Here is a 21,096-nt window from a genome sequence, read left to right on the forward strand (position 1 = left end):
GGGCTCACCACGGCAGGCCGCATAGGTCGATGGTGCCCAGCGTCGGCGCGCGCACGATGTGGAAGACATAGGGCGCCATGTAGGTGAACCGGATCCGCCCTTCCGGCTGCTCGCAATAGACCTCGCCGTTGAAGGGCAGCCAGCTCCGGGCCTGGTAGAAGGCCGCGTTGTGCGGCTCGCAGACCAGCAGGGCGAAACGGACCGCCTCGTTGGCGCGGATCGTATGCACCGCTGCCTCGATAGCCGTGGTTGCATAGCCACGGCCGCGCTGGTCCTCGCGCGTGGAGACGCCGCCAATGCCGCCGACATGAACCTTCTGTCCGTTCCAGGTGATGGTGCGGAAGTAGATGCCGACGTGGCAGACGAGACCGTCCTCGGGCGTCTCGAGCAGCACGCGGAGATCGGCATTGGCCCATTTGACGTGAGCCCAGGGCTTGCCTGCGACCAACTGCGGTGCCCAGACCGCCTGAAGCAGCGGCTCGGCGATCGGCCACGAGGCGTCGCCGTTCAATATGTCGATTTCGATGCTCATGGCATGGTCCTCCACAGCTCCGTTTCGTGGCGCGCTTGTTCTGTCTTAAGCGCTTCAAAGGCAATGATATTTTACCACGGCCCGCGGGCCTGATAGACGGTGGCCGATTGCGATCAATTTGTGCATTCGGGCGAGGCTCGCCCAGTCACGCCTTTTCGCAAATTCTAAGGTATTTAATGGCGGCGGAACCTTCTATAAGGGGTGACCGTTAGAACTCGTTCCCCACCAGTTGCGGACAAGAAGCCATGACCTTTACGCTGCCCCCACTTCCTTACGCCTATGACGCCCTCGGCCAGTACATGTCGAAGGAGACGCTGGAATATCACCACGACAAGCATCATCAGGCCTACGTCACCAACGGCAACAACGCGCTCAAGGGGACCGAATGGGAAGGCAAGTCCCTTGAAGAGATCGTCAAGGGCTCGTTCGGCAAGAACCCTGCGGTGTTCAACAACGCCGGCCAGCACTACAACCACATCCACTTCTGGAGCTGGATGAAGCCCAATGGCGGCGGCACCAAGCTGCCGGGCAAGATCGAGAAGAAGATCAACGAGGACCTCGGCGGCTTCGAGAAGTTCAAGACGGACTTCCAGGCGGCCGGCGTCGGCCAGTTCGGCTCCGGCTGGTGCTGGCTCCAGGTCAAGAACGGCAAGCTCGAGATCTCCAAGACCCCGAACGGCGAGAATCCGCTAGTGCACGGCGCCACCCCGATCCTCGGCTGCGACGTCTGGGAGCACTCCTACTACATCGACTATCGCAACCGCCGCCCCGACTATCTCAAGGCGTTCGTCGAGAACCTCGTGAACTGGGAATACGTGGAGTCCCTGTTCGAGAAGGCGTGACGATGTCATTCCGGGGCGCGCGAAGCGCGAGCCCGGAATCCATTTGTCCGCTCGGGTGACGCCCGATGGATTCCGGGCTCGGCGCTGACGCGCCGCCCCGGAATGACAGAAACAAAGGGCGGTCGCAGGCGCGACCGCCTTTTTTGCTGGGCGGAATTGCCCTGCGCCGAGCGCGCACGGGTCTGTCATCGTACCGTTTGCATCGGGGGAACACGGCCCTTAATCAGGGCAGGCATCATCCTCGAGCGACCCAGCCCGTTGTCAGAACCTTCCCCGAACAATCCGGCGCCCGGCGGCGACGCGGAATCCGAGCCGCGGCCGGGCCGGGTCCGCAAGCCGATCGGCTGGTCGACCATCATCATCGCAGTTCTGGTGGCGGTGAGTGCGGCACTGGTCTGGCGGCGCGACGGCACCGACGGCGTTCTGGACATACTCACCCACGATCTCTCGCTGTTCTCGGGCATCCTGCCGCGCGTGCTCGCCGGCTGTCTGCTCGGCGCCTTCATCTCGGAAATCCTGCCGCACGAGAAAGTCTCGCGCTCGCTCGGGCCGAAATCCGGGCTGATGGGCCTGCTGATCGGCACCGCCTTCGGCGCAATCCTGCCCGGCGGTCCCTTCACCGCTTATCCCGTGGCGAGCGCGCTGCTCGCGGTCGGCGCCGATTTCGGCGCAACCATCGCCATGGTCGTGAGCTGGACGCTGATCGGCTATGGCCGGGCGGTCGCCTGGGAAATCCCGATCATGGGCACCGATTTCACGCTGTGGCGGATATTGATCTCGCTGCCGCTGCCGGTGCTCGCCGGCGCCCTTGGCCGCTTCGTCTACATCAGGCTCTATCCGAAGCCGCTCGCGAAGGACGACGAGAGTTGAGCGCAGCGCTTCTGATCGACATCCTGCTGTGGGGCTCGGTGCTCGGCGTCGGGCTGATCGCCTTTCGCCGCGGCGCGCCGGTGTTCAAGGCATCCTTGCGCGAAGGCACGATGGACTTCGTCAACATCGTGCCGCGGATTGCGCTCGGCGTGATCGGCTCCGGCTACATCGCCGCCATCATCCCGCAGGAGGTGATCACCGGCTGGCTCGGCCCGGAAAGCGGCTGGCTCGGGGTTGCCACCGCCGTGGTCGCCGGTGCGGCCACGCCCGGGGGCCCCGTGGTCGGCTTCTCCATCGGCACCGTGGCGCTGAAGTCGGGCGGTGGGATGCCGCAGGTGGTCGCCTATGTCGTCGCTTGGGCGCTGTTTGCCTTCCAGCGGGTGATCTTGTGGGAAATCCCGTTCATGCCCGCCCGTTTCGTCTGGTTCCGCTGCGCCGTCTCGGTGCCGTTCCCGTTCGTGGCAGCGGCGATCGCCATGGTGATCGGCAAGCCCTGAGCCGGGATGTCGGTCCAGCCGTGGACAGGCGTAATGTTATAATATAACGTCCGCAAATGGCTCCCGCCGCGTCCCACGCCCACCAGCACGACCATGCTCATGGCCACTCCCATGGTCACGGCGACGGGCACTCGCACGGGCACGATCACACCCACGCCCATGTCCACGATGCGGCCTCGCCGCATCCGGCCCAGGCGGCGCCCTGGTCGATCCTGCGCATGACCATGCCGGGGCGCCTTGCGGCCGCGCTCGCCGTCTGTGCCGTGCTGTGGGGCATCGTCTTCCTGGCGATGAGGTGAGGATGGCAGCGCTGCATTTCCACAATGTCACGCTCGGCTACGACCGGCACCCCGCCGTGCATCATCTCAGCGGCGAGGTCGCGCCGGGTGCGCTGGTTGCGGTGATCGGTCCGAACGGCGCCGGCAAGTCGACGCTGCTGCGCGGCATCGTCGGCATCCTGAGGCCGCTCGACGGCAGCATCCATCTCGGCGGGCTCGACAGCAGGGACATCGCCTATCTGCCGCAGAATGCGGAGATCGACCGCAGCTTCCCGATCTCGGTGTTCGATTTCGTCGGCACCGGGCTGTGGCGTGGCACGGGCCTGTTCGGCGGCATCGGCAAGGCCGCGCGCGACAAGATTCTCCGCGCGATCGGAGCCGTTGGGCTCAGCGGTTTCGAGAACCGCCCGATCGGCACACTCTCCGGCGGCCAAATGCAGCGCGTGCTGTTCGCGCGTGTGCTGCTCCAGGATGCCAGCCTGATCGTGCTCGACGAGCCGTTCAACGCCATCGACAGCAAGACCACCACTGACCTGCTCGCGCTGGTGAAGCGCTGGCAGGGCGAGGGCCGCACGGTGCTCGCCGCGCTGCACGACATGGAGATGGTGCGCAACCATTTCACGGAAACACTGGTGCTGGCGCGCGGCCCGGTCGCGTGGGGACCGACGGCGGAGGTGCTGACGCCGGAAAACCTGCTGGTCGCGATGCGGATGTGCGAGGCCTTCGACGACAGCGCGGCAGCCTGCGCGGCCGATGATATCAGCTCGCGGGCGGCCTGATATCCGATGCTCTATGATGCGCTGATCGGTCCGTTCACCGAATTCGAGTTCATGCGGCGCGCGCTCGCCGCGGTGATCGCGCTGGCGCTGGCGGGGGCGCCGATCGGCGTGTTCCTGATGCTGCGGCGGATGAGTCTCGTCGGCGACGCCATGGCGCATGCGATCCTGCCCGGTGCGGCCGTCGGTTTCCTGCTCTCCGGCCTCAATCTGCTCGCGATGACGGCCGGGGGCCTGATCGCCGGCTTTGCCGTCGCGATCCTCGCCGGTGTGGTCGCACGCTCGACCGGGCTGAAGGAGGACGCCTCGCTCGCGACCTTCTATCTCGCTTCGCTCGCGCTCGGTGTCACCATCGTCTCGATCAAGGGCACCAATATCGACCTGCTGCACGTGCTGTTCGGCAACATCCTCGCGATGGACGACCAGACCCTGCTGGTGGTCGCCTTCAACGCCACGGTGACGCTGCTGGTGCTCGCGGTGATCTACCGCCCGCTGGTGATCGAGAGCGTCGATCCCCTGTTCCTGCGCACCGTGAGCCGGGCTGGCGGCCCTGCCCATCTCGCCTTCCTCGCACTGGTCGTCATCAACCTCGTCAACGGCTTTCAGGCGCTGGGCACGCTGCTGGCGGTGGGCCTGATGATCCTGCCCGCCGGCATCGCAAGGTTCTGGTCGCGCGACCTCACCGCGATGATCTGCATCGCCGTCATTGCTGCTGGGGTCTCGGGCTATGCCGGCCTCGTGCTGTCGTTCCAGACCCGCGTTCCCTCGGGCCCCGCGATCATTCTGGTGGCGACGGTGCTTTACATCGTCTCCGTCCTGTTCGGCCGCGTCGGCGGCATCGTCCGGCAGCTGTTTCCCGGCCGGCATCTGGAAGCATGACGATGCGGCTCATCCTGCTTTGTGCGCTGTTGCTGATCGCCTCGCCGCTGGAGGCTGCGGAGCGGCTCAACGTCGTCGCAAGCTTCTCGATCCTCGGCGATTTCGTCCGCAATGTCGGTGGTGACCGCATCAACCTGACGACGCTGGTCGGGCCTGATAGCGACGTCCACGTCTATACGCCGGCCCCTAGCGATGCGAAGCGGGTCGCGGCGGCGAAGCTCGTCATCGTCAACGGGCTTGGGCTCGAAGGCTGGCTGCCGCGCCTCGTTCAATCCGCAGGGAGCAAGGCCCAGGTGGTCACCGCGAGCGCCGGCATCGCGCCGCTGAAATTAGGTTCGGCCGCTGATCCCCACGCCTGGCAGTCCATTCCCAACGCAAAGATCTACGTCACGGACATCGCCAATGCGCTGGCCGCAGCCGCTCCTGACGACGCGGAGTTATTCCAAGGCCAGGCCAGGGCCTATTTGGAAAAGCTCGAAACCTTGGACCGCGAGGTCCGCGAGGCCGTGGCGAAAATCCCAACCGAGCGGCGCAAAGTCATCTCCACCCACGACGCCTTCGGCTATTTTTCCGCCGAGTACGGTATCCAGTTCATCGCGCCCCTGGGCGTCTCCACGGAAACCGAGCCGAGCGCGCGCGATATCGCCGCGATCATCGGCCAGATCAAGGCCGCGAGGATCCCGGCCGTGTTCCTTGAAAATATCACCGACGATCGCCTGATCCGGCGGATCGCGGCCGAGACCGGGGCCAGGGTCGGCGGGACGCTGATTTCGGATGGTTTGACCGGCGAAAAGGGGCCTGCACCCACTTACATTGACATGGTCAGGCACAATATAAAGGCCCTGACCAGCGCGCTTGACCATTAGGGCAGGGGCCACCCCGCCTCGCGTCGCGCGAAAAAGCCTTGAAGTCCGGAGTTGTTATGTCTGAAGCGACCTCCCAGAAGATTCCCGTGACCGTGCTGACCGGCTATCTCGGCGCCGGCAAGACCACGCTGCTGAACCGCATCCTGTCCGAAAACCACGGCAAGAAATACGCCGTCATCGTCAACGAGTTCGGCGAGATCGGCATCGACAACGACCTCATCATCGGCGCCGACGAGGAAGTGTTCGAGATGAACAACGGCTGCATCTGCTGCACCGTGCGCGGCGACCTCGTCCGCATCATGGACGGCCTGATGAAGCGCAAGGGCAAGTTCGACGCCATCATCGTCGAGACCACCGGTCTTGCCGATCCGGCGCCGGTCGCGCAGACCTTCTTCGTCGACGAGGACGTGCAGAAGAACGCCCGGCTCGATGCGGTCGTGACGGTCGCCGACGCCAAATGGCTGTCCGACCGGCTCAAGGACGCGCCCGAGGCCAAGAACCAGATCGCCTTTGCCGACGTCATCGTTCTGAACAAGACCGACCTCGTCAACAAGGGCGAGCTCGCCGAGGTCGAGGCCCGCATCCGCGGCATCAATCCCTATGCGAAGCTGCACCGCACCGAGCGCTGCTCGGTGGCGCTGGCCGACGTGCTCGACCGCGGTGCGTTCGATCTCGACCGCATCCTCGACATCGAGCCGGATTTCCTCGAGGCCGACGATCATGATCACGACCATGATCATCACCACCATCACGACCACGACCATCATCACCATCATCACGGTCACGGCCTCAAGCACTATCACGACGAGGACATGCAGTCGCTCTCGCTGAAGACCGACAAGCCGCTCGATCCCAACGTGTTCATGCCCTGGCTGCAGAACCTGGTGCAGGTCGAGGGCGGCAAGATCTTGCGTTCCAAGGGCATCCTCTCCTTCCATGACGACGACGACCGCTACGTTTTCCAGGGCGTCCACATGATGCTGGAGGGCAACCATCAGCGGAAATGGAAAGACGGCGAGCCGCGCGAGAGCCGCCTCGTCTTCATCGGCCGCGAATTGCCCGAAGAGGCGATCCGCAAGGGTTTTGAGAGCTGCATCGTCTCGTGATGAAAGAGTTTACGCCGGCTCCCGATTCCGCTTCGATCGTTTCCGTCACCGACCGCGTCAAGCCCATTGCGCTCGGCATAGCCGTGACCTCGGTGCATTTCCTGAGGGATCGCGCCGTCTTCGTCGGCGGCGCGGAGAACGTCGCATTCGTCGATGCCAATTGCGAGATCACCACGGTCGCCGTGCATGGCGGCGGCATTCTCTCGACCGCCTCCGACGGCAAGCGCATCGTGATGGGCGGCGACGACGGCAAGGTGGTCTCGCTCGATGCCAAGGGCGAGGTGACGCTGCTCGCCACCGATCCCAAGCGGCGCTGGATCGACGCGGTGGCGCTGCAGGCCGACGGCGCCTTCGCCTGGTCCGCCGGCAAGACCGCGACCGTCAAGAGCGGCAAGGCCGAGGAGAAGTCGATCGACGTGCCCTCGACCGTCGGCGGCCTTGCCTTCGCGCCGAAGGGTCTGCGGCTCGCAATCGCGCATTACAACGGCGTGACGCTGTGGTTTCCGAACATGGCGGGATCGGCCGAATTCCTGGCCTGGGCCGGCTCGCATCACGCGGTCGCCTTCAGCCCCGACAACAAATTCCTGGTCACCGCGATGCACGAGCCGGCGCTGCACGGCTGGCGGCTCGCCGACAACAGGCACATGCGCATGACCGGCTATCCCGGCCGCGTCCGCTCGATGTCCTGGAGCGCCGGCGGCAAGGGGCTCGCGACCTCGGGCGCCGACACCGTGATCATCTGGCCGTTCGGCAGCAAGGACGGGCCGATGGGCAAGGAGCCCGCGATGCTCGCGCCTCTGCAGGCGCGCGTCTCCGTGGTCGCCTGTCATCCCAAGAACGACATCCTCGCCGCCGGCTACAGCGACGGAACCGTGCTGATGGTCCGCATGGATGACGGCGCGGAGATCCTGGTCCGTCGCAACGGCACGCCTCCCGTCGCCGCGCTTGCCTGGAACGCCAAAGGCACGCTGCTGGCGTTTGCCGACGAAAATGGGGACGGCGGTCTGCTCGAGCTTTAAACTGTCATCCTTCCGGCCGTAGGGTGGGCAAAGGTGCTCTTGCGCCGTGCCCACCATTCTCTCCGCAAAGCAAAAGTGGTGGGCACGTCGCGCGAAGAGCGCGCCTTTGCCCACCCTACGGCAGCTCAATTCATGCGCTTTCTGACGACCTTCCAGCTTGCCGATTTCGCCGACACGCTGATCAGCCTGACCACGGCCTTCGTGCTGGGCACCTTGATCGGCGCCGAGCGGCAATACCGCCAGCGCACCGCGGGGCTACGCACCAACGTGCTGGTCGCGGTTGGCGCCGCCGCCTTCGTCGATCTCGCCATGCACCTGACCGGCGCTGACGGCGCGGTGCGGGTGATCTCCTACGTCGTCTCCGGCATCGGCTTCCTCGGCGCCGGTGTCATCATGAAGCAGGGCATGGACGTGCGCGGCCTCAATACGGCAGCGACGCTATGGGCCTCGGCCGCGGTCGGCTCCTGCGCCGGCGCCGACATGGTCGCGCAGGCGGCCGCGCTGACCGTCTTCGTCATCGCCGGCAACACCATGCTGCGCCCGCTGGTCAACGCCATCAACCGCATCCCGCTGAATGAGAAGGCGCTGGAGGCGACCTACTATTTCAAGCTCGCGGTTGCGGCCGACGCTTTGCCCGACATGCGCGACCGCCTCGTCGACAAACTCGAGGCGGCGAAATATGCGGTGGCCGATATCGAAGTCGCCGAGATCAGCGAGGACATTCTGGAGATCGCCGCCAGGCTGGTTGCGAGCGCGGTCGACCCGAACGAGCTGAACGCGGTCGCGACCGATCTGCAGCATCTGCCGGGCGTGCGGCATGCGACCTGGGAAATCAGCACGACGGAGTGACGCGGCGTTTTGGCGCGTGGGTTCCCCGCGTCTTCGGTTCCGGAACCGGCGCGCCCCAATTTCGTTGATCCCCAGGACAAAGGCGGTGATCGACATGCCCGGCCGAGATGACAAGCACAAACTGAAGCTCAATCTGACAATCGCCGGTGCGCTGTTCGCAGCAGGCGTTGTGGTGTCGGTGATGTCGCTGGCGCAAATCCGCGCCGAAAGCCGGATGCAGCTGGCACAGGCAACGCCCCCGCTCCAGGGCACCCCGTCCGACGAACAGAGCAAGGTGCCCGCGGAGGCGAAGCCAGGCGGGGATCGCCCGACCACGCCGGCCCCCGAGCCCGCGCGGCCGGAGCCGCAGACGCAGGGCGCGGCAGGCGCGGCCAAACCAGCACTGCCGCCGGCCCCGGCCGAGAAGATCGCGCCGCCGATGGAGAAGAAGTAGCTCTCTCCGTCATTCCGGGGCGCGCATAGCGCCAACCCGGAATCCATTTATCCTCGGAGTCTGCCGCCCGATGGATTTCCGGGCTCGACGCTACGCGTCGCCCCGGAATGACGGGGCAGAGAGAGCCCGCCTCACCGCACCAGAATGTTCTTGAACTGCCAGGGATCGCTGCCGTCGATATCCTCCGGGAACAGTCCGGGACGATCCGTCAGCGGGGTCCAGTCGGTATAAAAACCCTTCACCGGGCCGAGATAGGGCAGTTGAATTTCGAGCAGGCGCTCGAAATCCATCTCGTCGGCTTCGACGATGCCCTCATTGGGGTTCTCCAGCGCCCACACCATGCCGCCGAGCACGGCGGAGGTCACCTGCAGGCCGGTGGCGTTCTGGTAGGGCGCGAGCTCGCGGGTCTCTTCGATCGACAGCTGCGAGCCGAACCAATAGGCATTCTTGTCATGGCCGAACAGCAGCACGCCGAGCTCGTCGATGCCGTCGACGATCTCGTTCTCGTCGAGGATGTGGTGCTTCTCCTGCATCTTCCCGGCGCGGCCGAACATTTCATGCAGCGACAGCACGGCATCGTCGGCCGGATGGTAGGCATAGTGGCAGGTCGGCCGGTAGATCGCCTTGCCCGAGGCGTCGCGCACGGTGAAATAATCGGCGATCGAGATCGACTCGTTGTGAGTGACCAGGAAGCCATACTGGGCGCCGCGGGTCGGGCACCAGGTGCGCACGCGCGTGTTGGCGCCGGGCTGCATCAGGTAGATGGCGGCGCCGCAGCCGGCTTCATGGGTGTGCGCATTCTCGGGCATCCATTTCTCATGGGTGCCCCAGCCGAGCTCGGATGGCTGCATGCCTTCCGACAGGAAGCCTTCCACCGACCAGGTGTTGACGAAGACGTCGGGCTCCTTCGGCTTCTTCGACCGCTGGGTGTCGCGCTCGGCGATGTGGATGCCCTTGATGCCGGCCTGCCGCATCAAATCCGCCCATTCGCCCTTGGTCTTCGGCCTGGGTGCATTCAGCTTCAGATCGGCCGCGACATTGAGCAGCGCCTGCTTGACGAAGAAGGAGACCATGCCGGGATTGGCGCCGCAGCAGGAGACGGCCGTGGTCGAGCCGGCTGGACGGGCCTTCTTGGCGGCCAGCGTCGTTTCGCGCAGCGCGTAGTTGGAGCGCGCCTCAGGGCCCTTCGAGGGATCGAAATAGAACCCGAGCCAGGGCTCGTTGACCGTGTCAATGTAGAGCGCGCCGAGCTCGTTGCAGAGCTCCATGATGTCGGTCGAGCCGGTATCGACCGAGAGATTGACGCAGAAGCCCTGGCCGCCGCCCTCCGTGAGCAGCGGGGTCAGCACCTCGCGGTAATTGTCCCTGGTCAGGCCCTTCTGGATGAAGCGGACATTGTGCTTCTCGCAAAGCGCCTTGCGGCCCTCGTCCTTGGGATCGAGCACGGTGATGCGCGACTTGTCGTAATCGAGATGCCGCTCGATCAAGGGCAGCGTGCCTTTGCCGATGGAGCCGAAGCCGACCATGACGACGGGGCCGGTGATCTTCGCGTAGATCTGCGAGGGAGGGCTCATGGGATGGGTTCTCCGGAAAGTGCTGGCAGTGAGGGATGGATCAGGCGCTGCGGTGCTTGTCAGATGCTGCGGCGCTTTTTAGGTGCCGCGGCGCTTGGCGGTGACTTCGATCTCGACCTTCATCTCGGGCCTGGCGAGGGCGCTGACGACCAGCAACGTCGCCGCCGGCCTGATGTCGGCGAGGACCTCGCCGCAGACGGCGAAGTGGGCGTCGATGTAGCTGGCGTCGGTCACGTAGTAGGTCGCACGGACGATATCGGCCATCTCGAAGCCGCCCTCCGTCAGCGCGGCGGCGATGGTCTTGAAGCAGTTGCGTGACTGGCTCGTGACATCTGATGGCATCGTCATCGTGGTGTAGTCATAGCCGGTGGTTCCCGCGACGAAGGCGAACTCGCCGTCGATCACGGCACGGCTGTAGCCGACGGTCTTCTCGAGCGGGGAGCCGGTGGAGATCAGGCGACGGGACATGGTCATGGGCCTCGGCTGAGGGGGTGTTTCGCGGGGTTAAAGGGCGTTTCGCGGGCCTGCGCAACCCCAAAGGAAGAGCCTCGCGCAGGCGCGGCAGGGCGTTGCCGCTCGATGCGGCCTAGGTCGTCGCTACGCGAGCGATCCCTCAGGCCGCGTGCGCCTCAGGCGCGCGAACCGACCTCCGTTTGGGCAGAGCCGCGCCGGTCGGGACGATCATCCCGGCGGCGCCATCGAGCGCACCATCAGTGAACTCGATCGCCAGCAGGCGGTCGCGCTCGAACGGGCCCGGCAGCGACAGCTCCGCCGTCTTGTCGGCCGAGAAGCCGAACCGGGCGTAATAGGGGGCATCGCCGAGCAGGATCACGGCGTCATGCCCGCGCGCCCGGGCGGCAGCCAGCGCTTGATGCATCAGCGCGGCGCCGATCCCGAGCTCGCGGCAGGCAGGGTCGACCGCCAGCGGTCCGAGGACCAGAGCGGGCCTGCCTCCGGCGCTGACATGCCACAGCCGCACGGTTCCCACGAGCTTGCCCTCGCGCATCGCCGACAGGGCAAGGCCTGCAGCGGGCGCGCGTCCGTCGCGCAGGCGCTGGCAAGTGCGGCCGTGGCGGGTCTCGCCAAAGCAGGCATCGAGCAGCGCTTCGCGCGTCGCGACGTCGGTAGCACGTTCCGCGCGGATCACGAACGGAGCGGCTTTCGAGGTGAGGGCAACTTGCGGCTTCCGAGGAGCAGTCATGGCACGTCAGTCCCCGCTTGAACCGGCGTGCGCGCAGCACGCCTGTCCAAGACGTCATCAGAAATCGAGATGTTGGATGAGGAGCCGGCGGACCGGCTCCCGGGTTCGTCAGGCCTCTGGAAAAGAGAGGCGGATCTGATGTGGCAATCAGATGTGATACGTCTTCAGCGGCGGGATGCCGTTGAAGGCCACCGACGAGTAGGTCGACGTATAGGCCCCGGTGCCTTCGATCAGCACCTTGTCGCCGATCTCGAGCGTGACGGGAAGCGGATACGGGCTCTTTTCGTACAGCACGTCGGCGCTATCGCAGGTCGGACCTGCGAGCACGCACGGCGTCATGTCCGCACCGTCGTGACGGGTGCGGATGGCGTAGCGGATCGACTCGTCCATCGTCTCGGCGAGACCGCCGAACTTGCCGATGTCCAGGTACACCCAGCGCACCTCGTCCTCGTCGCTCTTCTTCGAGATCAGCACGACCTCGGATTCGATGATGCCGGCGTTGCCCACCATGCCGCGGCCCGGCTCGATGATGGTCTCCGGGATCTGGTTGCCGAAGTGCTTGCGCAGCGCGCGGAAGATCGAGCGGCCGTAGGTGACGACCGGCGGCACGTCCTTCAGGTACTTGGTCGGGAAGCCGCCGCCCATGTTGACCATGGACAGGTTGATGCCGCGCTCGGCGCAGTCGCGGAACACTTGCGAGGCCATCGCCAGCGCACGGTCCCACGCCTTCACCTTGCGCTGCTGCGAGCCGACATGGAAGGAGATGCCGCACGGCTCCAGGCCCAGGCGCTTGGCGAGGTCGAGCACCTCGACCGCCATTTCCGGGTCGCAGCCGAACTTGCGCGACAGCGGCCACTCGGCGCCGGCGCAGTCATAGAGGATGCGGCAGAACACCTTCGCACCGGGGGCGGCACGGGCGACCTTCTCGACCTCGGCGGCGCAATCGACCGCGAACAGCCGAATGCCGAGCGCGAAGGCGCGCGCGATGTCGCGCTCCTTCTTGATCGTGTTGCCGAAGGAGATGCGGTCGGGCGTCGCACCCGCGGCCAGCGCCATCTCGATCTCGGCGACCGTGGCGGTGTCGAAGCAGGAGCCCATGGACGCGAGCAGGGACAGCACTTCCGGCGCCGGGTTCGCCTTGACGGCATAGAACACGCGGCTGTCGGGCAGCGCCTTGGCGAAGCTCTGGTAATTGTCGCGCACGACCTCGAGGTCGACGACGAGGCACGGCTCGATGTCGAGGCCTTCGTTGCGGCGGTTGCGCAGGAATTCCTGGATACGTTCGGTCATGGCACTCTCCAACGGTCCCAGCGACGGGAGCCGTATCAACATGACGTCTGATGAGAGTGCTTCGGCCGCATCGCGCGATGGAGGCGCGTCGAGGCCAAAAAACTCAAACCAGACTGTGCTGCCGTGGATTGGTTGGGAGAGTTTCCCGCCCGCTCACCTGGCAATGAAGGACAAGCCTTTTCAGTAGCCCGCGCCGGCGTTGGACTGCCGGTAGAGACCAAAAAAGCCCGATCCGTCGTTGCTTTAAGTCGCGTCCCCCGTTGAGAGCGGGGTGCGCCGGTTCGCCTCCGGCTGCCAGTCACGGTTGCAAAGAGCGAAGTCACCTTCGACATGGCATCTCTTTGAGAGAGATGCTGGGCGCTCCGGGTTTGCTTCGTCTTCCGACTTTCTGGTCTTGCGACCTCGGTCTTCCGACTTCCGCACTTCCGAAGAGCCCCTCGGCTTCTTCACCCCTTGGCGGCTGTCCGGCCTCTTGTCCGGATACCTACCGACTGACACACGACCACAGGCACGTGCGAAATTGGGCAAGTCCGCACATAAGCGTTTTGACTCTGCTTCGCAAGAATTTTTTTAGGCTGCGGACAGAATTGCCTAACATCTGCTTGCGCGCTGTTGCGCGAGCGACGCGGGAGATGAACGCGCGTTAAGTTTTCGCTGCGCTGCGCGTGTTGCCCACGCGCGAGACGCGTCAGCCGCGCTTGGTGAAGGGCTCGATGCGCTGAGCGCCGCGGATGAAGGCGGTCATCACGAGCACGCCGAGTGCGAACAGCACGGCCTGCAGGATATGGGCGCCCTGGTCGCCGAGCCCGAACAGGATCGCGAGCGCCCAGCCGCCGGCAAAGGCCGCGCCGAACACCTCCGCGCCGATCAGGATGGCGGCGCTGATGACGGTGATGACGCTGGGCCAGACGATCCGGCGGGACGATGAAGAAGGCGCGTTCATGGTTTCAGAGGGTCCTGGCTTCGAGGGCCGCAATCTCCCCGAAAAGGCGGCCGGGAGCAAGGGCAAACGGCCCAAAAAAGCCCCACGCGTGCTATAGCTGGCCGCAACGATCGAGCCACGAAATCCGGGACTTGTGATGTCAGAACCCCGCCAAATTACGGACCCCGAGACCAATCCGCTGCTGAAGGCCTGGGTGACGCCGTTCGCGACCCCGCCTTTCGACGAGATCAAGCCGGAGCACTTCCTGCCGGCCTTCGAGCAGGCCTTCGCCGACCATTCCGCCGAGATTGCGGCGATCACCAACGATCCCGCGGCGCCCGACTTCGCCAACACCATCACGGCGCTGGAGCGCTCGGGCAAGCTCTTGAGCAAGGTCGCGGCGGTCTTCTACGACCTCGTCTCGGCCCATTCCAACCCGGCCATCCTGGAGATCGACAAGGAGGTCTCCTTGCGGATGGCGCGGCACTGGAATCCGATCATGATGAACGCCGTGCTGTTCGGCCGCATCGCCCATCTGCACGAGAACCGCGCGGGTCTCGGTCTCACGCCCGAGCAGCTCCGCCTGCTGGAGCGCACCTACACCCGCTTCCACCGCGCCGGCGCAGGCCTCTCGGAGGAGGCCAAGACCCGGATGGCCGAGATCAACGAGCGGCTGGCCCAGCTCGGCACCGGCTTCAGCCATCATCTGCTCGGCGACGAGCAGGACTGGTTCATGGAGCTCGGGGAGGCCGATCGCCAGGGCCTGCCGGAGAGCTTTGTCGCCGCCGCCAAGGCTGCGGCGGAAGAGCGCGGCATGGCGGGCAAGGCCATCGTCACGCTGTCGCGCTCCTCGGTCGAGACGTTCCTGAAGAGCTCGGCCCGGCGTGACCTCCGCGAAAAGGTCTACAAGGCCTTCATCGCGCGTGGCGACAACGGCAACGCCAACGACAACAACGCGACCATTGTCGAGATCCTGAAGCTGCGCGAGGAGAGCGCCAGGCTCCTGGGCTATCCGACCTACGCCGCCTACCGGCTCGAGGATTCCATGGCCAAGACGCCGGACGCGGTGCGCGGCCTGTTGGAGCGGGTCTGGAAGCCGGCCCGGGCCCGCGCGCTTGCCGACCGCGACGAGATGCAGGCGCTGATCACGGAAGAGGGCGGCAATTTCAGGCTCGCCCCCTGGGATTGGCGCTTCTACGCCGAGAAGCTCCGCCTGCAGCGCGCCAATTTCGACGATTCCGCGATCAAGCCGTATCTCGGCCTCGACAACATGATCGCCGCCGCCTTCGACTGCGCCACGCGCCTGTTCGGCGTCACCTTCGAGGAGCGCAGGGACATCCCGGTCTGGCATCCCGACGTCCGGGTCTGGGAGATGAAGGGGCCGGACGGCAAGCACAAGGCGCTGTTCTATGGCGATTACTTCGCCCGGCCGTCAAAACGCTCCGGCGCCTGGATGACCTCGCTGCGCGACCAGCAGAAGCTCGACGGCGACGTCGCGCCGCTCGTTCTCAACATCTGCAATTTCGCCAAGGGCGCCGGCGGCGAGCCGTCGCTGCTGTCGCCCGACGATGCCCGCACCCTGTTCCACGAGTTCGGCCACGGCCTGCACGGCATGCTCTCCAACGTGACCTATCCCTCGCTGTCGGGCACCTCCGTGTTCACCGATTTCGTCGAGCTGCCCTCGCAGCTCTACGAACACTGGCAGGAGCGGCCCGAGGTGCTGCAGAAGTTCGCCCGCCACTACCAGACCGGCGAGCCGCTGCCGGACGACCTGCTGCAACGCTTCCTCGCCGCGCGGAAATTCAACCAGGGCTTTGCCACGGTCGAGTTCGTCTCGTCGGCGCTGGTGGACCTGGAATTCCACACCCAGCCGGCAGCCGCCGCGGAGGATGTCCGCGCCTTCGAGCGACGCGAGCTGGAGAAGATCGGCATGCCCGAGGAGATCGCGCTGCGTCATCGTCCGACGCAGTTCGGCCACATCTTCACCGGCGACCACTACGCTGCCGGCTATTACAGCTACATGTGGTCGGAGGTGATGGACGCCGACGCCTTCGGCGCGTTCGAGGAGGCCGGGGACATCTTCGATCCTGCGGTGGCCAAGCGCCTGCACGACGACATCTATTCGTCGGGCGGGTCGGTCGATCCGGAAGCCGCCTACGAGGCGTTCCGCGGCCGTCCGCCGGAGCCGGATGCGCTGCTCCGCCGCCGCGGTCTGCTCGACGACACCAAGGCGGCCTGATGAGCATGCGGGCCCTGTTCGGAATGCTGCTCGCCGCCGCGATGACGCTCGCGGCGGGGGCAGCAAATGCGCATCCACATGTCTGGATCACCGCGACCAGCGAATTGCTCTACGCCGCCGATGGCAGCATCACCGGCGTGCGCCACGCCTGGACCTTCGACGACATGTTCTCGGCCTATGCGGTGCAGGGGCTCGAGAGCAAGACCAAGGGCGCCTACACGAGCGAGGAGCTCAAGCCCCTGGCCCAGACCAACGTCGAGTCGCTGAAGGAATACGCCTACTTCACCTTTGCGCGAGCCGACGGCAAGAAGGAGCGATTCCAGGAGCCGGTCGACTATTTCCTCGACTACAAGGACACGGTGCTGACTCTGCACTTCACCTTGCCGCTGAAGAACCCAGTCAAGCCCAAGCAGCTGGTGCTCGAAGTGTTCGACCGCTCCTTCTTCATCGACTTCCAGATGGCCAAGGACAATCCGGTCAAGCTGGTCGGTGCGCCCGCGGGCTGCCAGATGAAGCTGGAGCGGCCGAACGACGGCACCGCGAGCGCCCAGAAGCTCAACGAGCAGACTTTCCTGAATGGCGAGAACTCGAATTTCGGCATGATGTTCGCCAACAAGATCACGGTGGATTGCCCGTGAAGCCGCAACTCTCTCCGCTCGCACGCGGGCTGCTTGCCTGTGCTGCTGTGCTGATGGTGGTCGGCGTGACTGACGCCGCGCTTCATGATCTCCTTGCGCAAAACCCCTTCGGCGCGCCGCGACCGGCGCAGGCGGCCGAGCCTGAAGCGAGCGGCCTCATCGGCTGGCTCCTGGCCAAACAGTCGGAATTCTATCGCCAGATGTCGGCAACCATCCGCGCCGCCAAGTCCGACGGCTCGGCGGTGTGGACGCTGCTCTTCATCTCGTTCGCCTATGGCATCTTCCACGCTGCCGGTCCCGGCCACGGCAAGGCGGTGATCGCCTCTTATCTGGTCGCCAACCGCGAGACGGCGCGGCGCGGCATCGCGCTGTCCTTTGCCTCGGCCCTGATGCAGTCGCTGGTCGCGATCCTCATCGTCGGCATTTCGGCCTGGGTGCTGAATGCGACGACCAAGACCATGTGCAAGGCGGAAGGCGTGATCGAGATCGCGAGCTACGCCCTGATCGCGCTGTTCGGCCTGCGCCTGGTCTGGGTCAAGGGCGGCGCGTTCATCCGCGCACTTCAGGCCGCCCAACCGGTGCCGGTGATGGCGGGCGTGCCGCACGACCATGATCACCACCATCATGATGCGCATGATCGTCATCACCACGATCACGGCCATGATCACCATCATGGCCACGGCCATGCGCACCATCATCACGGGCACGATCACGTCCATGACGAGCACTGCGGGCATTCCCACGGCCCCACCCCGAGCGAGCTCGCCGGCCCCGGCGGCTGGCGGCGCGGCCTCGCGGCGATCCTGACCGTCGGCATCCGTCCCTGCTCGGGCGCTATCCTGGTCCTGGTATTCGCGCTCGCCCAGGGCCTGTTCTGGGCCGGGATCGCCGCCACCTTCCTGATGGGATTGGGCACCGCGATCACGGTGGCGGCCATCGCTGTTATCGCCGTCTCCGCCAAGGACATCGCCGCCCGCCTCAGCGCCGGCCGCAACGGCGGTGGCGCGCTGTTCATGCGCGGCATCGAGTTCGGCGCCGCGGGTCTGGTCCTGCTGTTCGGCGTCGGCCTCCTGTTCGGCTACATCGCCGCCGAACGGACCACGTGCTTTTGAGGGCGCATCTGCGCTTCGCGGCGCTAATTGAGCAAGACGGTCGAGCGCCTTGCTCCGTCATTGCGAGCGCAGCGAAGCAATCCAGAATCTTTCCGCGGAGGGATTCTGGATTGCTTCGTCGCAAGGGCTCCTCGCAATGACGAGCTTGAAATATCTCGATCGGGGGATTCCATGTCGCGTGAAAAATTCTGGTTCTTCCATCCGTTCCGGGTGCGTTACTCCGAGATCGACGGCCAGGGCGTCGTCTTCAATGCGCATTACCTGACCTATTTCGATACCACCATCACCGAATATTTCCGTGCGCTGGGCTTTGACCAATATGCGGATGCGCGGACGAGCGGCATCGATTTCCACGTCGTCAAATCGCTGATCGAGTACAGGGCGCCGGTGCGGTTCGACTGGGAGCTCGACGTCGGCGCGCGCGTGGCGCGGATCGGGAATTCGAGCCTCGTCTTCGAGCTCGCCATCTTCCGGAAGGGTGGCGCCGACGCGCTGGTGACGGGCGAGATCGTGTGGGTCTACACGGACCAGAAGACCCATCGTCCGGTCACGATCCCCGCATCGATGCGGACGCTGATCGCGACGCGCGAGCGGCACCTCTCGACGTGAAGCCGCCTCACACCGGCAGAAACCGCTTCAACGCCGGCATGAAGAAGATCCCGAGATTGATCGCAAAGCCGATGCTCCAGAGGATCGAGCGCAGCGTCGGGCGATTGCCGAGATAGGTCAGCACATAGGCGATCCGGACGATCAGGAACAGTGCCGCGAGCTCGTCGATCAGCCGTTGCGGCGATTCCCTGAATTCGGCGAGCAGCACCGCGAAGGCGAAGAACGGAAACGTCTCGATGCCGTTCTGGTGCGCGCCGAGCGCGCGTTGCGACAGGGCGTCCTCGTAGAAGGCGGGATCGCGCGGCCGGGAATTGTCGAAGCGGCGAAACCTGATCCATTTGACCGAGGCGATCGTAGACAGATAGAGCAGCAGCGCCCCGAAGACACACCATTCCGCGAGCGTCATCGTCCCACTCCCCCTGGGGTGCGACCCTAGCGAACCCAGCCTTATCTTGACAAGTTCGGACCAACGCGCGACCCAACCAGCCATGAACAGCGTCGTCCCCCTCGAGACTGCGAAACCGGCCACCCGATCCGCCCTGCCGAGGGTCGGCGTGCTCCTGATCAATCTCGGAACGCCTGATACGGCCGATGCCCCCGGCGTGCGGGTCTACCTCAAGGAGTTCCTCAGCGACGCCCGCGTCATCGAGGACCAGGGCCTGATCTGGAAGCTGGTGCTGAACGGGATCATCCTGCGCAGCCGTCCCCGTACCAAGGCGCTCGATTACCAGAAGATCTGGAACAATGATCGGAACGAGTCGCCGCTGAAAACCATCACGCGGTCGCAACGCGACAAGCTCGCAGCCGCCTTGTCCGACCGCGACAACGTCGTCGTTGAGTGGGCGATGCGCTACGGCAATCCGTCGATCAAGTCGGGCATCGACGCGCTGATCGCGAAAGGCTGCGAGCGCATCCTGGCCGTCCCGCTCTATCCGCAATATTCGGCCTCGACCTCGGCGACGGTCTGCGACGAAGTGTTCCGGGTGCTCGCGCAGCTGCGCAACCAGCCGACGCTGCGGATCACGCCGCCCTATTACGTGGACGAAGCCTATATCGAGGCGCTCGCCGTCTCGATCGAGGGGCATCTGGCGACGCTGTCGTTCAAGCCGGAGCTGATCGTGGCATCATTCCACGGCATGCCGAAAGCCTATGTCGACAAGGGCGATCCCTATCAGCAGCACTGCATCGCCACCACCGAGGCGCTGCGCCGCCGGCTCGGCATGGACGCAACAAAACTGCTGCTGACCTTCCAGTCGCGCTTCGGCAACGACGAGTGGCTGCAGCCCTATACCGACAAGACCATGCAGCGGCTCGCCAAGGACGGCGTGCGCCGCATCGCGGTGGTGACGCCGGGCTTTTCCGCCGATTGCCTGGAGACGCTGGAGGAGATCGCGCAGGAGAACGCGGAGATCTTCAAGCACAATGGCGGCGAGCAGTTTTCCGCGATCCCCTGCCTCAACGACAGCGGACCGGGCATGGACGTGATCCGCACCCTGGTGCTGCGCGAGCTTCAGGGCTGGATCTGATGGGTGTCCCATGAACCGCCGCCGGTGCCTGGCGCTTCTTGGAATGCTCACAGCGCTGCCGGGCCCGACCCTGGCGCAGCAGCCGAACGCGATACGGCGGCTCGGCGTGCTCTCGGTCACGGCTGCCGATGATGCGATCGGCCATACGCGCAGCATGGTCCTGGTCGAAGCGCTCGCCGGCCAGGGCTGGAAGGAGCGCGACAATCTCAAGGTTGATTGGCGCAGCGGCGGCGGCGACCGCGCCCGCATCGCGCAGTTCGCCGACGAACTGATCGCGCTCAAGCCCGACATCCTGCTTGCGGTCGGCACACCCTCGGTCGAAGAGCTGCGCCGGCGCACCACGTCGATCCCGATCGTGTTCGCCGTCGTCACCGATCCCGTCAGCCAGGGCTTTGTCGAAAACCTCGCGCATCCCGGCGGCAACCTCACCGGCTTTACCGACTACGACGGTCCGCTCGCCGGCAAATGGCTGGAGATGCTTACGCAGGTCACGCCAAAGGTGTCCCGCGTTGCGATCGTCTACAATCCCGCCACCGCGCCGTTCGCGCCCCTGATGCTGCGCACCATCGAGGACGCCGGCCGCGCGCTCCATATGACGATCGAGCCCGCGCCGGTACATGACACGGTCTCGATCGCGGTGCTGGCCTCGCGCAAGGTCGATGGGCTGCTGGTCCTGCCGGATTTCTTCACCATGGCCAACCGCGCGCAGCTTCTGGCCGCCGTTGCACAGGCGCGCGTGCCCGCGGTGTTCTGGAGCCGCACCTTCGTCGACGAAGGTGGGCTGATGTCCTACAGCACCGACAGCGCCGAGCAGCTCCACCGCGCGGCGGGCTACATCGATCGGATCCTGAAGGGCGCACGGCCGGCCGACCTGCCGGTGCAGAATCCCACCAAGTTCGAGCTTGCGGTCAACCTGAAGACGGCCAAGGCGCTTGGTGTCACGCTTGCCCCGGGTCTGCTCGCAATCGCGAACGACGTCATCGAGTAGAGCCCGCCGTGACGGCGCAATTCTTAACGTTGGCCGCTAGGCCTGCGCCT

At 65.4% G+C, this 21,096-nt stretch carries 24 protein-coding genes; 17 read left to right on the forward strand and 7 right to left on the reverse strand.

Annotation, left to right across the window (positions count from 1 at the left end; genetic code table 11):
* Positions 1-4: 4 nt before the first annotated feature.
* Positions 5-532, reverse strand: coding sequence for a GNAT family N-acetyltransferase (locus tag XI05_RS32865; protein ID WP_260381970.1), 528 nt, complete (start codon positions 530-532; stop codon positions 5-7).
* Positions 533-777: 245 nt separating this feature from the next.
* On the opposite strand from XI05_RS32865, the gene XI05_RS32870 reads away from it, so the two are divergent.
* The 11 genes from XI05_RS32870 (at position 778) to XI05_RS32920 (ending at position 8,947) form a co-directional block, all read left to right on the forward strand.
* The gene (locus XI05_RS32870; protein WP_172785023.1) at positions 778-1,374 is read left to right on the forward strand and encodes a superoxide dismutase; all 597 of its coding nucleotides are present in this window, start codon (positions 778-780) and stop codon (positions 1,372-1,374) included.
* A gap of 258 nt (positions 1,375-1,632) precedes the next feature.
* Complete coding sequence (locus XI05_RS32875; protein WP_271509651.1) at positions 1,633-2,244, forward strand: permease; 612 nt, start codon at positions 1,633-1,635, stop codon at positions 2,242-2,244.
* Positions 2,241-2,741 (forward strand): hypothetical protein, encoded by a 501-nt coding sequence (locus XI05_RS32880; protein ID WP_271509654.1) that lies wholly within the window; start codon positions 2,241-2,243, stop codon positions 2,739-2,741. Before XI05_RS32875 ends, XI05_RS32880 begins: the two co-directional genes overlap by 4 nt.
* A gap of 56 nt (positions 2,742-2,797) precedes the next feature.
* Positions 2,798-3,040 carry a hypothetical protein gene (locus XI05_RS32885; RefSeq protein ID WP_271509656.1) on the forward strand — a complete coding sequence of 81 codons (243 nt, stop codon included), beginning with the start codon at positions 2,798-2,800 and terminating at the stop codon, positions 3,038-3,040.
* A 2-nt stretch (positions 3,041-3,042) separates the two neighbouring features.
* Complete coding sequence (locus XI05_RS32890) at positions 3,043-3,798, forward strand: metal ABC transporter ATP-binding protein (RefSeq protein WP_271509659.1); 756 nt, start codon at positions 3,043-3,045, stop codon at positions 3,796-3,798.
* Between the two features lie 6 nt (positions 3,799-3,804).
* On the forward strand, positions 3,805-4,674 hold the full coding sequence (locus tag XI05_RS32895; RefSeq protein ID WP_271509662.1) for a metal ABC transporter permease: 870 nt from the start codon (positions 3,805-3,807) through the stop codon (positions 4,672-4,674).
* 2 nt (positions 4,675-4,676) lie between these two features.
* A complete protein-coding gene (locus tag XI05_RS32900) occupies positions 4,677-5,540 on the forward strand; it encodes a metal ABC transporter solute-binding protein, Zn/Mn family (protein WP_271509665.1) in 864 nt (287 codons plus the stop codon).
* A gap of 56 nt (positions 5,541-5,596) precedes the next feature.
* Complete coding sequence (locus tag XI05_RS32905; protein WP_260381973.1) at positions 5,597-6,646, forward strand: CobW family GTP-binding protein; 1,050 nt, start codon at positions 5,597-5,599, stop codon at positions 6,644-6,646.
* Complete coding sequence (locus tag XI05_RS32910) at positions 6,646-7,665, forward strand: WD40 repeat domain-containing protein (protein ID WP_271509667.1); 1,020 nt, start codon at positions 6,646-6,648, stop codon at positions 7,663-7,665. Before XI05_RS32905 ends, XI05_RS32910 begins: the two co-directional genes overlap by 1 nt.
* Positions 7,666-7,797: 132 nt before the next feature.
* Positions 7,798-8,514 carry an MgtC/SapB family protein gene (locus tag XI05_RS32915; RefSeq protein ID WP_271509669.1) on the forward strand — a complete coding sequence of 239 codons (717 nt, stop codon included), beginning with the start codon at positions 7,798-7,800 and terminating at the stop codon, positions 8,512-8,514.
* Positions 8,515-8,608: 94 nt separating this feature from the next.
* On the forward strand, positions 8,609-8,947 hold the full coding sequence (locus tag XI05_RS32920; RefSeq protein WP_271510070.1) for a hypothetical protein: 339 nt from the start codon (positions 8,609-8,611) through the stop codon (positions 8,945-8,947).
* A gap of 131 nt (positions 8,948-9,078) precedes the next feature.
* Here the strand turns inward: XI05_RS32920 and XI05_RS32925 are convergent, their stop codons facing one another.
* The 5 genes from XI05_RS32925 to XI05_RS32945 form a co-directional block, all read right to left on the reverse strand.
* Positions 9,079-10,521 carry a homospermidine synthase gene (locus XI05_RS32925; RefSeq protein WP_271509672.1) on the reverse strand — a complete coding sequence of 481 codons (1,443 nt, stop codon included), beginning with the start codon at positions 10,519-10,521 and terminating at the stop codon, positions 9,079-9,081.
* 78 nt (positions 10,522-10,599) lie between these two features.
* Positions 10,600-10,989, reverse strand: coding sequence for a RidA family protein (locus XI05_RS32930; protein ID WP_172785229.1), 390 nt, complete (start codon positions 10,987-10,989; stop codon positions 10,600-10,602).
* 145 nt (positions 10,990-11,134) lie between these two features.
* Complete coding sequence (locus XI05_RS32935) at positions 11,135-11,722, reverse strand: GNAT family N-acetyltransferase (RefSeq protein WP_271509675.1); 588 nt, start codon at positions 11,720-11,722, stop codon at positions 11,135-11,137.
* Positions 11,723-11,869: 147 nt separating this feature from the next.
* On the reverse strand, positions 11,870-13,012 hold the full coding sequence (locus tag XI05_RS32940) for a type III PLP-dependent enzyme (protein WP_271509677.1): 1,143 nt from the start codon (positions 13,010-13,012) through the stop codon (positions 11,870-11,872).
* Positions 13,013-13,700: 688 nt separating this feature from the next.
* Positions 13,701-13,955 (reverse strand): hypothetical protein, encoded by a 255-nt coding sequence (locus XI05_RS32945; RefSeq protein WP_172785010.1) that lies wholly within the window; start codon positions 13,953-13,955, stop codon positions 13,701-13,703.
* A 136-nt stretch (positions 13,956-14,091) separates the two neighbouring features.
* On the opposite strand from XI05_RS32945, the gene XI05_RS32950 reads away from it, so the two are divergent.
* The 4 genes from XI05_RS32950 to XI05_RS32965 all read left to right on the forward strand — a co-directional run bounded on the left by XI05_RS32950 (position 14,092) and on the right by XI05_RS32965 (position 18,532).
* Positions 14,092-16,173 carry a M3 family metallopeptidase gene (locus tag XI05_RS32950; protein WP_271509679.1) on the forward strand — a complete coding sequence of 694 codons (2,082 nt, stop codon included), beginning with the start codon at positions 14,092-14,094 and terminating at the stop codon, positions 16,171-16,173.
* On the forward strand, positions 16,173-16,811 hold the full coding sequence (locus tag XI05_RS32955; protein ID WP_271509682.1) for a DUF1007 family protein: 639 nt from the start codon (positions 16,173-16,175) through the stop codon (positions 16,809-16,811). Before XI05_RS32950 ends, XI05_RS32955 begins: the two co-directional genes overlap by 1 nt.
* Positions 16,808-17,923, forward strand: a complete 1,116-nt coding sequence (locus tag XI05_RS32960) for a nickel/cobalt transporter (protein WP_271509692.1) — start codon at positions 16,808-16,810, stop codon at positions 17,921-17,923. The genes XI05_RS32955 and XI05_RS32960 overlap by 4 nt, the downstream gene beginning before the upstream one ends.
* A 171-nt stretch (positions 17,924-18,094) precedes the next feature.
* Positions 18,095-18,532: an acyl-CoA thioesterase gene (locus tag XI05_RS32965; RefSeq protein WP_271509695.1), complete on the forward strand. Its 438-nt coding sequence runs from the start codon at positions 18,095-18,097 to the stop codon at positions 18,530-18,532.
* Positions 18,533-18,539: 7 nt separating this feature from the next.
* On the opposite strand, the gene XI05_RS32970 is transcribed toward XI05_RS32965, so the two are convergent.
* On the reverse strand, positions 18,540-18,938 hold the full coding sequence (locus XI05_RS32970; protein WP_271509698.1) for an MAPEG family protein: 399 nt from the start codon (positions 18,936-18,938) through the stop codon (positions 18,540-18,542).
* Positions 18,939-19,020: 82 nt separating this feature from the next.
* Here XI05_RS32970 and hemH point away from each other — a divergent pair, with 82 nt between their 5' ends.
* Positions 19,021-20,058, forward strand: a complete 1,038-nt coding sequence (hemH, locus tag XI05_RS32975) for a ferrochelatase (RefSeq protein WP_271509701.1) — start codon at positions 19,021-19,023, stop codon at positions 20,056-20,058.
* Between the two features lie 10 nt (positions 20,059-20,068).
* Positions 20,069-21,046: an ABC transporter substrate-binding protein gene (locus XI05_RS32980; RefSeq protein WP_333940040.1), complete on the forward strand. Its 978-nt coding sequence runs from the start codon at positions 20,069-20,071 to the stop codon at positions 21,044-21,046.
* Positions 21,047-21,096: the final 50 nt, after the last annotated feature.

Source organism: Bradyrhizobium sp. CCBAU 11357 (assembly GCF_028128865.1).
Classification (GTDB): Bacteria; Pseudomonadota; Alphaproteobacteria; order Rhizobiales; family Xanthobacteraceae; genus Bradyrhizobium.

Excerpts from the sequence above, each read along its gene's own strand:
- XI05_RS32865 (WP_260381970.1), bottom strand. The coding sequence starts at position 532 with ATGAGCATCGAAATCGACATATTGAACGGCGACGCCTCGTGGCCGATC.
- XI05_RS32870 (WP_172785023.1), top strand. The coding sequence starts at position 778 with ATGACCTTTACGCTGCCCCCACTTCCTTACGCCTATGACGCCCTCGGC.
- XI05_RS32885 (WP_271509656.1), top strand. The coding sequence starts at position 2,798 with ATGGCTCCCGCCGCGTCCCACGCCCACCAGCACGACCATGCTCATGGC.
- XI05_RS32890 (WP_271509659.1), top strand. The coding sequence starts at position 3,043 with ATGGCAGCGCTGCATTTCCACAATGTCACGCTCGGCTACGACCGGCAC.
- XI05_RS32895 (WP_271509662.1), top strand. The coding sequence starts at position 3,805 with ATGCTCTATGATGCGCTGATCGGTCCGTTCACCGAATTCGAGTTCATG.
- XI05_RS32900 (WP_271509665.1), top strand. The coding sequence starts at position 4,677 with ATGCGGCTCATCCTGCTTTGTGCGCTGTTGCTGATCGCCTCGCCGCTG.
- XI05_RS32905 (WP_260381973.1), top strand. The coding sequence starts at position 5,597 with ATGTCTGAAGCGACCTCCCAGAAGATTCCCGTGACCGTGCTGACCGGC.
- XI05_RS32910 (WP_271509667.1), top strand. The coding sequence starts at position 6,646 with ATGAAAGAGTTTACGCCGGCTCCCGATTCCGCTTCGATCGTTTCCGTC.
- XI05_RS32915 (WP_271509669.1), top strand. The coding sequence starts at position 7,798 with ATGCGCTTTCTGACGACCTTCCAGCTTGCCGATTTCGCCGACACGCTG.
- XI05_RS32920 (WP_271510070.1), top strand. The coding sequence starts at position 8,609 with ATGCCCGGCCGAGATGACAAGCACAAACTGAAGCTCAATCTGACAATC.
- XI05_RS32925 (WP_271509672.1), bottom strand. The coding sequence starts at position 10,521 with ATGAGCCCTCCCTCGCAGATCTACGCGAAGATCACCGGCCCCGTCGTC.
- XI05_RS32930 (WP_172785229.1), bottom strand. The coding sequence starts at position 10,989 with ATGTCCCGTCGCCTGATCTCCACCGGCTCCCCGCTCGAGAAGACCGTC.
- XI05_RS32935 (WP_271509675.1), bottom strand. The coding sequence starts at position 11,722 with ATGACTGCTCCTCGGAAGCCGCAAGTTGCCCTCACCTCGAAAGCCGCT.
- XI05_RS32940 (WP_271509677.1), bottom strand. The coding sequence starts at position 13,012 with ATGACCGAACGTATCCAGGAATTCCTGCGCAACCGCCGCAACGAAGGC.
- XI05_RS32945 (WP_172785010.1), bottom strand. The coding sequence starts at position 13,955 with ATGAACGCGCCTTCTTCATCGTCCCGCCGGATCGTCTGGCCCAGCGTC.
- XI05_RS32950 (WP_271509679.1), top strand. The coding sequence starts at position 14,092 with ATGTCAGAACCCCGCCAAATTACGGACCCCGAGACCAATCCGCTGCTG.
- XI05_RS32955 (WP_271509682.1), top strand. The coding sequence starts at position 16,173 with ATGAGCATGCGGGCCCTGTTCGGAATGCTGCTCGCCGCCGCGATGACG.
- XI05_RS32965 (WP_271509695.1), top strand. The coding sequence starts at position 18,095 with ATGTCGCGTGAAAAATTCTGGTTCTTCCATCCGTTCCGGGTGCGTTAC.
- XI05_RS32970 (WP_271509698.1), bottom strand. The coding sequence starts at position 18,938 with ATGACGCTCGCGGAATGGTGTGTCTTCGGGGCGCTGCTGCTCTATCTG.
- hemH (WP_271509701.1), top strand. The coding sequence starts at position 19,021 with ATGAACAGCGTCGTCCCCCTCGAGACTGCGAAACCGGCCACCCGATCC.
- XI05_RS32980 (WP_333940040.1), top strand. The coding sequence starts at position 20,069 with ATGAACCGCCGCCGGTGCCTGGCGCTTCTTGGAATGCTCACAGCGCTG.